Genomic DNA, 13213 nt, shown 5'->3' on the forward strand with positions numbered 1-13213 from the left:
TCGACCGATCAGGAGCTGGTTTCCGTGTCCTCAGTGCCCACGCCACCGGTCACCGCCCAGGCGCGCCCAGGCCCCGGCACGCCAACGAGCGCCCGCCGGCTGCCGGTTGCGCTGCGCAGACCACGCTGGGTCCTCTGGTTCAGCCTGGTGTTCCTGGTGCTGACCGGGGTGCTGGCGGGTGGGGCCTCCGCCGCGATGAAGAACGGCGGGTTCGACGACCCGTCCTCGGACTCGGCGCAGGCGGCGCAGCTGCTCGCGGCGAAGTTCCCGGCCGGCCAGGCGAATCTGGTGCTGCTGGTGCAGGACGAGACCGACGGTGTGGACGCGCCGCAGGTGGCCCGGACCGGCACGAGCCTGCTGGCCACACTGGCCGCGGAGCCCGGAGTGCACGTCGTCGACAGCTACTTCACGACCGGTGACCCCGGGCTCCGATCGCGGGACGGACACAGCGCACTGACCACCGCGAACGTGAGCGGCGACGAGGACGCCGTGGCGAGGACCACCACCAGGCTGCACGGCCTCCTGGCGCGGACGACCGGGCCGATCACCGTCCGGTTCGGCGGCGTCGCACAGGTGACCAACGACCTCACCGACCAGACCAACAGCGATCTCGCGCTGTCCGAGAGCATCGCGCTCCCGCTGACGCTGGTCCTGCTGTTCTTCGTCTTCCGGGGTGTGGTGGCCGCCCTGCTGCCGCTGTGCGTCGGGCTGCTGTCGATCTCCGGCTCGCTGGCCCTCCTCTACGGGCTCGGGCAGGTGACCTCGGTCTCGGTGTTCGCGGTCAACCTGACCACCGCGCTGGGCCTCGGCCTCTCCGTCGACTACAGCCTGCTGATCGTCTCGCGCTACCGGGAGGAACGGGCGGGCGGCCTGGCCGGGCCACAGGCGCTGGCGGTCACCCTGCGGACGGCCGGCCGCACGGTGATCTTCAGCGGTGCGATCGTCGCGGCGGTGCTCAGCACACTCCTGGTGTTCAAGCAGTACTTCCTGAGCTCGTTCGCCTACGCCGGGGTGGCCGTCGTGGGGATCACGGTGCTGTGCGCGCTGCTCCCGCTGCCCGCGGCGCTGTTGCTGGTCGGCGACCGGATCGACAGCTGGGCCTTGGGCGGGCGGCCGCGGTCCGGCGACCCGCAGGAGCCCAAGGCAGCGGAGGACCGGCTGTGGGGCCGGATCGCCGGCGCCACCATGCGCCGACCGTGGCTGGCCGGCGCCCTGGTGGTCGCGCTGCTCGCGGTGATGGCCTGGCCGCTCACCGGAGCCCAGTTCGGCGTGCCGGACGAGCGAGCGCTGCCGAAGGGCGAGGAGAGCCGTGTGGTGGCCGACATCGCGCGTGCCCAGTTCCCGGGCGACGACGCGGGCGCCCTCTCACTGATCAGTGAGAACTGGCCGGGCGCCACCACCGGCGGTGAGCTGTCCGACTACGCCGCGCGGCTGTCCGCCCTCCCGCACGTGACCTCGGTGACGAGCGCGGCCGGACGGTTCCAGCACGGCCGGCTGGTCGGAACGCCGGGACCGCTGCCCGGTTTCACCGTGGACGCGGCGACTCTGCTCCAGGTCGACAACGACGTGGTGCCCTACTCCCCGGGCGGCGAGCAGGTGGTGCGCAGCGTGCGCGCGGTCGCCGTGCCCGGCGGTCACCGGGTCTACGTCGGCGGGTTGGCCGCACAGTACCTCGATGTGACGGCCTCGATCGGCGACCGGCTCCCGCTCGGCATCGGGTTGGCCGCACTGCTCACCCTGGTGCTGCTCAGCCTGGCGACGGGCAGCATCCTGCTCCCGGTCAAGGCTGTGCTGTTCAACGCGCTCGGTCTCGGCGCCGTACTCGGCGCGATGGTCTGGGTGTTCCAGTACGGCCACCTGGCGGGCCTGATCGGTGTCACCCCGGCGCCGATCGCCGTGACCATGCCGGTGCTGCTGCTGTGCATCGCCTACGCGCTGTCCATGGACTACGAGATGTTCGTGCTGTCCCGGATCAAGGAACGCTACACCGAGACCGGTGACCCGTACCGCTCGGTCCGTGAAGGGCTCGGCGGCAGCGGACCGATCATCACCGCTGCGGCGGCGATCCTCGCGGTGTCCTTCTTCTCCACCGCGATCTCCGGGGTGTCGCTGGCGAAACTGTTCGGCATCGGCACCGGGCTCGCGGTGGTCCTCGACGCGGTGCTCGTCCGCGGCGTGCTCGTGCCGGTCTTCCTCCAGGTGTTCGGGACCGCCGCTTGGTGGGCGCCGGCACCGCTGAAACGCTTCACCAGGCGGATATCCGGCGCGGTGGGCGAGCACTGACGCGACGTCGGAACAACGCGGCAAGGAACAACGCGGCATCAGAACGACGCACTCAGAACGACGCCCTCAGAACGACGACCGAGGAGAGATCGTGGAACTTCCCCAGGCGACCCTGGTCACCGGGTCCGGTGTGCGGACGGCGAAGGAGCTGACCCGAGACGCGCTGAAACTCGCGGCGGTGCTGCGCCGTCAAGGCGTGACAGCGGGCGAGCGCGTGCTGCTCAAGGCCGACAACTCGCCGGCCATGGTGACCGCCCTGCTCGCACTGATGCATCTCGACGTGTCCATCGTGCTCCTGGACGATCGGCAGACCAGCCAGGAATGCACCCGGGCGGCCACGCTGACCAAGGCGCCGTGGGCCGTCTCGCACCGGCCGGAGGACATCGCCCCGCACGTGCGGACCATCCCGCTCGACGTCGTCGACGACGAGCCGGAGGACTGCGCCGTGGATGCCGCGCTGGACTTCTCCGCGTGGGAACGGCGGACGGACGCGCTGATCACCTGGTCCTCGGGATCGACCGGGCTGCCCAAGGGAATCGTCCGCTCCGGCCGGGCGCTGCTGGACGACATCGAGCGCTCCCGGGAGCGGATGGGCTATCAGGAGAGCGACGTCCTGCTGCCGTTGGTGCCGTTCTCGCACTTCTACGGCCTGACCCTGGTCCTGACCTGGTGGCGGCTGGGCTGCACGCTGATCGTGACGCCGACCAACCGGCTCGACCAGGCGCTCAAGGTGGGCTCGGAAGCGGGCGCGACCGTGGTGGACGCCACCCCGTCGACTCTGCACAGCATCCTCAACCTCACCGAGCGCCGTCCTGGGCTCCTGGTGGAGCTGGCCACGGTACGCATGTGGTGCGTCGGCGGCGCGCCGATGAGCAGCACCGTCGCCGGCCGGTTCGGCGCCACCTTCGGCCTGCCCCTGCTCGACGGCTACGGCAGCAACGAGGCCGGCAACGTCGCACTGGCGAGCCTGGACAACCCCGACGGCTGCGGCCGCCCACTGGACGGCGTCGAGGTCACGATCGTCGGCGCGGAGGGCCGCCCGGTGCCGATCGGCAGCACCGGTGAGATCATCGTGCGCAGCCCGTCGATGATGGTCGGCTACCTGGCCGAGGACGGCAGCGTCGCTCCTCCTGAGTCCGAGGCGTACCACACCCAGGACCTCGGTTACTGGGACACCAAGGGGAACCTGCACGTCGTCGGCCGCAAGTACGCGGTGCACCGCCTGGGTCATACCCTCTACCCGGAGTCGATCGAGCGGCGCGCGGAGGCCTGCGGCCGCCCCGTGAAGATCGTCGCGCTGGACGACGAGCGCCGCGGTTGCCAGCTGGTGTTCGTGGTGGCCGACCCGGACGGAGGCGACGCCCAGCTGTGGCGGCGGGAGATCGACGCGCTGCTGCCGTCGTACGAGCAGCCGAACCGGGTCCTCGTGGTCGACCAGTTCCCGCTGAACGCCAACGGGAAGCCGGACATGGTGGAGCTGCGGCGGCTGGCCGGCGACGCGATCGGCGACCGGGCGGCCCGGCCGGTGGTGCCGGTGTCGACGCTGGTGTCGGCCGACGTTCCGCTGCCCGACCGGCTGCACGCCGTCCACGACCTGGTCGCCTTCCTGCGCGAGCAGCCCGAGGCGGTGGCCGGCATCCTCACCGAGATCTCCGTCCGGAAGGCGGTCGACGAGGAGATCGAGGCGTCGATCGCCACCCTCGAAGGGGTCGTCGACGAGATACAGCGGTACCGTCCGAAGCGGGTCCCCCAGCTCGCCGGCTTCATGTCCTCCAATGTGCTGCTGTACTCCTACGTGCTGCACGCGGTGGTGCCCTCGCTGTTCGTCGAGCGGATCTCGCTGCGGCCGTCCAGGCAGGTGGCCGCGCAGACACACCGGTTGCACGAGTTGTTCGCTCCGGTGCACGGCCTGCCGATCGAGATGTCCGCGCTGAACCAGCGTCAGTTCGTCGACGGTCCGGCCGCCGAAGCGAACGTCGTCCTGTTCACCGGCGCGTACAACAACGCCGAGGACCTGCGCGGCAAGCTGCGCCGCGACCAGCTGATGCTCTTCTTCGGCCAGGGCATCAACCCCTTCGTGGTGGGCCCGGACGCCGACGGCGACCGCGCGATCGAGGACGCCATCCGGATCCGGCTGCACAACTCCGGGCAGGACTGCTTCGGCCCGGACGTGTTCTTCGTCCACTCCTCGGCCTCGGACCGCTTCATCGGCGGCCTGACCAAGCGGCTCGCCGAGCAGCGTTACGGAGCGTACGGCGACCCGGACGCCGACTACGGCGCCGTCTACTACGACACCGCGATCCGGTCCACCACCGAGTTCCTGCTGCGCAACCGGGAGTACGTGGTGCACGGCGGCGACGTCGACTTCCGGACCGGCCTGGTCCGCCCGACGGTGCTGGTGCGCGACATTGACGACCCGATGGACATCAGCGAGTTCTTCTCACCGCTGTTCAACGTCGTCGTCTACGAGGACGCCGAACAGCTGGAGAAGGTGCTGTTCTCGCCCTACTTCGCCGAGCGGTCGATGGGCGCGATGGTCTACGGAACCGAGGGCGCGCTCGTCGAGAAGCTGCGGGACCGGCACACCGTCGGCGTCAACCGGACGCTGCTGGACGTCGACAACGGCAACCACCCGTTCGGCGGCCGCGGCGTCATGGCGAACTACGCCGCCTACAACGGAAAGCGCACCGCCGAGCCGCTGCTGGTGTCGAAGTCCGTTGCCCAGTACGGAATCGGAGTCTGAGAAGCCTGATGGTACCGACCACTTACCCCAGCCCGTGGCACGCCGTGGTGGATGCGCTGGTCCACCGCGGGGTCCGCACGGTGTTCGGCCTGCCCGGTGACGACCTCGGTGCGCTGCACGCGCTCGAGAACGCCCCGGTGCGGATGCTGCTCTGCCGCGACCAGCGCAGCGCCCTGTTCATGGCCACCGGATACGCCATGCAGGCCGGCCGCACCGGCGTGTGCGTCATCGGCAAGGGCCCGGCCGTGGCCAACGCGGTCACCGGACTGCTGGAGGCGCACACCTCCGGAGTGCCGCTGGTCGTGCTGGCCGGTGGCACCGCGGCGAAGCGCCGGGACTCCGGCGCCTTCCAGGAACTCGACCAACTGTCACTGGTCCGCCCGCTGGTGAAGTGGGCGGCCAGAGTGGACCACCCGGACCGGTTGGTTCCCGTGCTGGACAAGGCATTCCTGCTCGCGGGGTCGGGTGCGCCCGGTCCGGTGTACGTGGAGCTGCCGGACGACCTGCTCGACCTGGAGGTGGTCCGCACCCGGCCGTGGCCCGACCCCCCGGAGATCGCCGCCGCGGCGGCGGACGGTGCGACCACCCGGGCGCTGGAGCTGATCGGCGGCGCGAAGCGGGCGATCATCCTGGTGGGCGGCGGAATGCGCGGCCACGACGCGGGTCGCCGCATCGAGGCCCTGGCCGAGCGGATCGGCGCGGCGATCTTCGCCACCGCGTCGGGGCGCGGCGTGGTCGACGAGCGGCACGCGAGCTTCGGCGGTCTGTCAGGGCTGTACTCCCCGGCCGAGATGGCGCCGGTGTGGGCCGACGCCGACCTGCTGATCACGCTGGGCAGCAGGTTGGAGGAGACGGCGACGTACAACGCTTTCGTCGCAGACGGCGTACCGGTGCTCCAGGTCAACATCGACGCCGGCGGGCTGTCGACGGAGTTCCCCGGCCTGAGCGTGCTGGGGGACGGCCCAGCGGTGCTCACGCACTGGCTGCGCGCGCTCGGCCCGGGCCGGCCGGAGGCCGGATCCGAGTGGCTGACCACCATCGCCGCCTGCCGCGCCGGCGCCCATGCCGCCGTCGACGCCCGGCTCGCCGAGATGGCCGCGTCCGACACGCTGCACGTCGCGGAAGTCCTCGCCGCCTTGGACCGGGTCGCGCCGGCGGACCGAATCCTGGTGCAGGAGAACGGTCTGCAGGACATGTGGTCCTACTTCTTCCCGCACTGGACCTGCGGGGCCGAGGCCGACTCCGTGGTCCCCTCGGAACAGACCACGCTGGGCTTCGGCACCGCCGCCGCGGGCGGCGTGAAGCTTGCCGCCGGAGACCGGCCGGTGATCGCCTTCGTCGGAGACGGCGCGTTCGCGATGGTGGCCAACGACGTCGCGACGCTGGCCAGGGAAGGTGTCGGCGTCACCTACGTGGTGCTGCGCAACCGGGGCTACGGCTGGCTTCAGTGCCAGCTCGACCAGCACGGCGCCGAGGCGAGCCGGTTCACCTTCCTGAGCGAAAGGGGCCTCGGCGAGGAGGCGGAACAGACCGTCCTGGTCCACCCCGCGATGTGGCACTCGGTGGTGCGGGACAAGTCCACGCTGGCCGACCTCCTCGGCGAAGCGCTGCTGCACAGCGCCAAGGGGCACGTCGCCGTCCTCGAAGTCCCGGTGACCATCGCCGACGCCCCACCGGGGATCACCGAGCTGGAAGGCGACTTCCCCGGTGCCGCGCAGGAGGCCAAGACCACCGACCCGACGGAATCCATGCCTGTCACGAAGAACGAAGAACGGACTCCCACTGATGAGAGCTGAGCACGCACCGCGACGCCGGGTGGTCATCACCGGCAGCGGGGTCATATCGCCGATCGGCCTGAGCACTGCGGCATTCTGGGACTCGCTGCTGGCCGGCCGCAGCGGCATCCGCCGGATCGAGTCCTTCGACGTCTCCGACCTGCCCACCCAGATCGCGGCCCAGGTCAGGGACTTCGACCCGGAGCAGTACATGCCGCGCAAGGTGTGGCGGCGGATCGACCCGTTCGCGCGGTACGCCCTCGCCGCGGCGGTCGAGGCGGTCGAGGCGGCGAAGATCGAGTTCGACGAGGAGCTGGCCCCACGGGTCGGTGTGCAGATCGGCTCCGGCTACGGCCCCAGCACGGTGCAGTCGCAGGTCACCCTGGGGCTGCTGGAGCACGGACCGCGCCGCGTCGGCCCGTTCACCTCGGCCGCGTCGGCGATCGACAGTGCGGCCGGCGAGATAGCGCTCCGGTTCGGCGCCAAGGGTCCGTCCGGAGCGATCAGCACCGCGTGCGCGAGCGGCACCTCGGCGATCGGCGAGGCCATGCGGTGGATCCAGTACGGCGCCTGCGACGTGGTGCTCGCCGGTGGAGCCGACGACTCGGTGACCCGCTCGGACATCGCCTCGGCCTGCTCGGCGCGCGCGCTGTCCCGCCGCAACGACGACCCCGAGAACGCCTGCCGGCCGTTCGACAAGGAGCGGGACGGCTTCATCATGGCGTCCGGCGCGGGAGTGCTGGTCCTGGAAGAGGCGGAGCGGGCGATGCGGCGCGGCGCACCGATCCTCGCCGAGCTGGTCGGATACGGCGCGAGCACCGACGCGTACCACCCGACCGCGCCGCACCCGGAGGGCGCCGGTGCCCAGCAGGCGCTGCGCGCCGCTCTCGCCGACGCCCGGATCGACCCGTCCGAGGTGGACTACATCAACGCGCACGGCACCAGCACCACACTCAACGACCGCATCGAGACCCTGGCCATCCGCAAGGTCTTCGGCGACCACGCGACCCGGGTGCCGATCAGCTCCACCAAGTCGATGACCGGTCACATGATCGGGGCGGCCGGCGCGGTCGAGGCCATCGCGGCCGTTCACGCCATCCGCGACGGTGTGGTGCCGCCGACCGTCAACTGCTTCGACCCGGAGGACACCGAGCTCAACTACGTGCCGCACACGGCGCAGCAGCACAAGGTCGAGATCGCGATGAGCAACTCCTTCGGCTTCGCCGGCCACAACGCCGTCGCCATCGTCCGGGCCTGGAAGCCGTAACCCGGTCCGGGCCCTCCACTCCAACAGCTACCGCCACTCCACCGCAAACGGATGCACAGACGAAAGGCAGAACAATGACCACCGAAGAGATCCACGAGGGCCTGGCCGCCATCCTCCAGGAGGTCGCCGGCAACGATCCGGCGGAGATTCAGCTGGACAAGTCCTTTGCCAACGACCTGGACGTCGACTCGCTGCTGCTGGTCGAGGTCGTCGTCGCCGCCGAGGAGAGATTCGGCGTCAGCATCTCCGAGGACGACCTGAAGGAAGGCAGCACGGTCGGCGACCTCGTCCGGAGCATCCAGGGCGTTCTCGCCGCGGTGTGACCACGACGGTCGGGGGTGCAGCGGCCAACCGGCCGCGGTGCCCCCGACCGCTTCAGAGGCCCTCATGCCCGTCCTACGCGACAGCCGTAAGGAAGCCCGGTAGTGAACGCAGCAGCGCACAACCCCTTCGCGCCCGCCTCGGACGAGGTCGCGCGCTCCTATCACGGATATCTCGACGACCGTCTCGTCAAGCTGTCGCCGGAGGTGTCGCCGGCGGACCCGCAGGCGGTGCTCGCGCACGAGTCGTTCCGGGACATGGTGATGGGCGACCCCTATCCCTGCGTGGTCGGCAGAGGACTACTGCGCCGAGGTGACTACCGGTTCGGCTGCTACCCCGCGCTGGGTACGGTGGAAAGCGCCCGCGCGGTGGCCGCCGACCTGTGGCAGTTCGTCCAGGACTTCCCGATCCGGCAGGAGAACCTCGCCTCCTTCGTGGCCAGTTACGACGGGCCGGCCTGTGCGACCGAGGAGCAGTTCGAGGAAGTCCTGTGGCGACAACTCCAGTTGCTGCACGACCTCGACCGCGAGCACCACGGCTGGAGCCCGATCGTCGGCTCCGATCCCAACACCAAGGGCTTCTCCTTCAGCTTCGCCGGGCGGCCCTTCTTCATCGTCGGAATGCATCCGGCCTCGTCCCGGATCGCGCGGCGGCCGGGACGGCCGACCATGGTGTTCAACGCGCACGAGCAGTTCGACCTGCTGCGCGAGTCCGGACTGATGTCGCGGATCACCCAGACCATCCGGACCCGGGACCACAAGCTGCAGGGGACGGTGAACCCGGCTCTGGTCCTCTTCGACGGGGACCACCCGGAAACCGTGATGTACTCCGGCCGGGTCCCCGACGAGGGCTGGAAATGCCCGGTGCACATAGCTGCCCGGCCTGCGGCGGCCCCAGCCGTGACACAGCCGGCGGACGTGCCGGACTTGCCGGACTTGCCGGACTCGGCGGTGCGGGACCGATGACGGAACCGGCGATTCTGAACGCGGTGGGCAGGACCTACCCGCAGACCCGGCCGTACGAGGTCGGCCGCGAACACATCCGCAGCTTCGCACGGGCGATCGGCGACGACTCGCTGACATACCGGGACGTCGAAGCGGCCCGGGCGCTGGGTCACCCGGATGTTCTCGCGCCGCCGACGTTTCCGGTCGTGTTCACCCAGGAAGCCGCCGAGCAGGTCACCGGCGATCCGGAACTGGGCATCGACTTCTCCCGGGTGGTGCACGGCGGGCAGCGCTTCGTCTACCAGCGGCCGATTCGGGCGGGCGACCGGCTGACCTGTGTGGTGGTCATCGAGGAGGCCAAGACCCTGGCGGGCAACCTGTCGCTCACGTTGCGCACCGAGGTGTGCGACGCCGACGGTGACAGGGTGCTGACGGAATGGTCCACGCTGGTGGTCCGCGCGGCCGGGACGTGAGCCTCGTGGGAGGCGCGGCGGCAGCGCCCGAAGCACCGGCGGAGTCGATGGGATCCGCGATGGGCGAGCAACCCGTCGCAGCGGTCCGCCGGTGGGCGACGCTGGGGATCTCGTGCCTGGCCGCGCTGCTGCTGGCAGTTGACGCCACGGTGCTCACGCTGGCCGTCCCGGCCCTGACACGGAGCCTGCGCCCGTCGGCGAACCAGATCCTGTGGATCGCCGACGTCTACGGCTTCGTACTCGGCGGACTGCTCATCACGATGGGCAACCTCGGAGACCGGATCGGCCGCAAGCGGCTGCTGCTGCTCGGCACGACGGTGTTCGCGATCGCCTCCGCCTCGGCGGCGTTCGCGCCGAGCCCGGAGCTGCTGATAGCGGCGCGGGCGGTGCTCGGCGTCGCCGGGGCCACGATCATGCCGTCCACGCTGTCGATCCTGCGCAGTGTGTTCACCGATCCGGCCGAGCGCACCGCCGCGATCGGCATCTGGAGCAGCAGTTCGGTGGCGGGCTTCGCGCTCGGCCCGATCGTCGGTGGCCTGCTGCTCGCGCACTTCTGGTGGGGCTCCGTCTTCCTGATCAACGTTCCGGTGTGCGCGCTGGTGCTTGTCGCCGGTCTGCTCGTGCTGCCCGAATCCCGTGATCCGCGGCCGGGACGGCTGGACGTGGCGAGCGTCGCGCTGTCCGTGGTCGGCATGGTGGCGGCGATCTACGCCGTCAAGGAGGCCGTCCGCAGTGGACTCCCGCACACCAGGGTCGTGGTCGCCGCAGTGCTCGGGATCGGCGGGCTGGGCCTGTTCGCCCGGCGGCAGACACGGCTGGCAGAGCCGCTGATCGACCTTCGACTGTTCCGCCGCCGCGAGTACGCCGTCTCGCTCTCCGCGGCGCTGGTCGCCATGTTCGTCACGGCCGCGCTGTCCCTGCTGTTCGCGCAGTACTTCCAACTCGTGCTGGGCTGGTCGCAGTTGCGCTCCGGGCTGGCCGGGCTGCCCGGAGCGGTGGCGGCGGTGCTCGGCGGGGCGACGGCGGCCCCCGCGCTCGCGAGGTGGGGACACGGCCGGGTCGTCCCCGTAGCTCTCGGGTCGACGGGTCTCGGCTGCGTGCTCTACCTGCCGGTGGGCACGACGGCGAACTACCCGGTGGTGCTCCTGGCGATGGTCGTCCTCGGGACGGGCGTCGGCATGAGCGTCGCCGTCACCAATCACACCGTGGTCGGGGCGATTACGGCGGGTCGCGCGGGTGCGGCCGCGGCGGTCTCCGAGACGGCCTTCGAGGTCGGCGGTGCGCTGGGCATCGCGCTGGTCGGCAGCGTGCTGAACGCCGTCTACCGGGCGCGACTCGTCCTTCCCCCCGACCTGACCGGAGAACAGGCCGGCCGGCTGCGCGAGTCGATCGGCGCGGCGCTGGCCGACGCCCCGTCGTTGCCGACGAAATCCGCCGCCCAGGCCGTCGCCGCCGCCCGGCACGCGTTCGTCGACGGCATCCACGTCGCCACGCTGACCTGCGCCGCGGTGGCCGTACTGCCGGCCGTGGTCACGTTCTTCGCCATGCGCGCCCGCACCGTTGCGGAACAAGCCAGGAGGTCATGACAAGTGATGCACGGAGATGTGGGCGTCGAACTGGGGCGACGAGTGGCCGCGGCGGTGCAGGCGGCACTGGATCTGGACCTCACCCCAGAGCAGGCGGTGGTCCGGCCCTCGAAGCGGGACGGCATCGACTACCAGAGCAATGTGGCGATGAGTCTGGCCAGGACCTCGGGCCGCGACGCGCGGGACATCGCGGCGGACATCGTGGCGCACCTGGACGCAGCGGACCTCGTCGAGCCGCCGGAGATCAGCGGTAGCGGATTCGTCAACCTGGTGCTGACTCCCGAATGGCTCGCCGCCCGGGCCAGCGCCCTGCTGGACGACGAGCGGCTCAGCGTCCCGCTGGTCGAGCGCCCGCGCCGGATCGCGATCGACTACTCAAGTCCCAACGTGGCAAAGGAAATGCACGTCGGCCACCTGCGCTCGACGGTGCTCGGTGACGCGATCAGCAGGCTGCTGCGGTTCGCCGGGCACGAGGTGACCCCGCACAATCACACAGGTGACTGGGGAACGCCGTTCGGCATGCTCATCGAGCACATGGTGGACGAGGGCTGGACCGGCTCGGCCGATCTCCCCTCGGCCGATCTCCCCTCGATCGGCGACCTCAACGGCTTCTACCAGGAAGCCCGCAAGAAGTTCGACGCCGAAACGGACTTCGCGGGCCGCGCGCGCCGCCGCGTCGTGCTGCTCCAGGGCGGTCACCAGGAGACGCTGGCCTTGTGGCGGCGACTCGTCGCCGAGTCGGCCAAGCACTTCGAGCAGGTCTACCAGGTTCTGGGCATCCAGCTCACCCCGGACGATGTCTACGGCGAGAGCTTCTACAACCCGTTCCTGGCAGACCTCGTCAAGCAGCTCAGCGCCAAACGACTCGTCAAGGTCAGCGGCGGCGCCATCGTTGCCTTCCCCGAGGGTTTCACGAACCGCGACGGCGGCCCGCAGGCCGTCATCGTTCGCAAGCGGGGCGGCGGTTACGGCTACGCCTCAACGGATCTGGCCACCGCGCGGTACTGGATCGAGGAGCGCGGTGCCACCGACCTGCTGTACGTGGTCGGCAGCCCGCAGGCGCAGCATTTCGCGATGGTGTTCGCCGTGCTGCGGGAGGCCGGCTGGCTCACCGGTGACCACCACGCCGAGCACATCGGTTTCGGTTCGGTTCTCGGCGAGGACGGTCGGACCATCCGGACCCGCGCAGGTGGTTCGGTGAAGCTCATGTCCGTGCTCGCCGAGGCGATGGACCGGGCCGCGGAGATCGCTGATCGGGGCGGGCCGGCGGAGGAGCAACGAGCGGCGGAGCAACGGACGGAGGAGCAACGGACGGAGGAGCAACGGGCGGCGGAGCAACGGGCAGCGGTGGCCCGCGCGGTGGGCATCGGCGCGGTCAAGTACGCCGACCTGTCCAACGACCGTCGCAAGGACTACGTCTTCGACCTGGACCGCATGCTCGCCATGCACGGCAACACCGCCGTCTACCTCCAGTACGCCAACAGCCGGATGCGCTCAGTGCTGCGCAAGGCGGGAGCCGAGCCGGCTGGCGGGACTCCGGTGGTGATCTCCGACCCGCGCGAGCGGGACCTGCTGCTGCAGATTCTGAGGTTCCCTCAGGCGTGCGCGGCGGCGACGCGGGAGTACGCCCCGCACAAGCTCTGTACGTACCTGTACGAGACGGCGAGCACGATGTCCTCCTTCTACGCCAACTGCCCGATCCTGGCCACCGACGCACCGGACGTACGCGACTCCCGACTGGTACTGGCCACCCTCACCTCGAGGGTGCTGACTCTCGGCCTGTCGCTGCTCGGGATCGAGGCCCCGGAACGGATCTAGGGC

Annotated in this window: 9 protein-coding genes; all 9 read left to right on the top strand. The window is 70.6% G+C overall.

Annotated features, from left to right (window positions below; genetic code table 11):
* Nucleotides 1-24 precede the first annotated feature (24 nt).
* Nucleotides 25-2283 carry an MMPL family transporter gene (locus P3T37_RS08030; RefSeq protein ID WP_280722757.1) on the top strand — a complete coding sequence of 753 codons (2259 nt, stop codon included), beginning with the start codon at nt 25-27 and terminating at the stop codon, nt 2281-2283.
* Nucleotides 2284-2374: 91 nt separating this feature from the next.
* Nucleotides 2375-5026 carry an aldehyde dehydrogenase family protein gene (locus tag P3T37_RS08035; RefSeq protein WP_280722758.1) on the top strand — a complete coding sequence of 884 codons (2652 nt, stop codon included), beginning with the start codon at nt 2375-2377 and terminating at the stop codon, nt 5024-5026.
* A gap of 8 nt (nt 5027-5034) precedes the next feature.
* A complete protein-coding gene (locus P3T37_RS08040) occupies nt 5035-6822 on the top strand; it encodes a thiamine pyrophosphate-binding protein (protein ID WP_280722759.1) in 1788 nt (595 codons plus the stop codon).
* The gene (gene fabF / locus P3T37_RS08045; protein WP_280722760.1) at nt 6812-8068 is read left to right on the top strand and encodes a beta-ketoacyl-ACP synthase II; all 1257 of its coding nucleotides are present in this window, start codon (nt 6812-6814) and stop codon (nt 8066-8068) included. Before P3T37_RS08040 ends, fabF begins: the two co-directional genes overlap by 11 nt.
* 74 nt (nt 8069-8142) lie before the next feature.
* Nucleotides 8143-8391 (top strand): acyl carrier protein, encoded by a 249-nt coding sequence (locus P3T37_RS08050; RefSeq protein ID WP_280722761.1) that lies wholly within the window; start codon nt 8143-8145, stop codon nt 8389-8391.
* A gap of 102 nt (nt 8392-8493) precedes the next feature.
* Nucleotides 8494-9354, top strand: coding sequence for a guanitoxin biosynthesis heme-dependent pre-guanitoxin N-hydroxylase GntA (gene gntA / locus P3T37_RS08055; protein ID WP_280722762.1), 861 nt, complete (start codon nt 8494-8496; stop codon nt 9352-9354).
* Nucleotides 9351-9806 carry a MaoC family dehydratase N-terminal domain-containing protein gene (locus P3T37_RS08060; RefSeq protein ID WP_280722763.1) on the top strand — a complete coding sequence of 152 codons (456 nt, stop codon included), beginning with the start codon at nt 9351-9353 and terminating at the stop codon, nt 9804-9806. Before gntA ends, P3T37_RS08060 begins: the two co-directional genes overlap by 4 nt.
* 59 nt (nt 9807-9865) lie before the next feature.
* Nucleotides 9866-11392: an MFS transporter gene (locus P3T37_RS08065; RefSeq protein ID WP_280722764.1), complete on the top strand. Its 1527-nt coding sequence runs from the start codon at nt 9866-9868 to the stop codon at nt 11390-11392.
* Between the two features lie 6 nt (nt 11393-11398).
* Entirely contained in the window at nt 11399-13210 is a 1812-nt protein-coding gene (gene argS, locus P3T37_RS08070; protein ID WP_280722825.1) for an arginine--tRNA ligase, read from the top strand.
* Nucleotides 13211-13213: the final 3 nt, after the last annotated feature.

The organism is Kitasatospora sp. MAA4, assembly GCF_029893355.1.
Taxonomy (GTDB): Bacteria; Actinomycetota; Actinomycetes; order Streptomycetales; family Streptomycetaceae; genus Kitasatospora.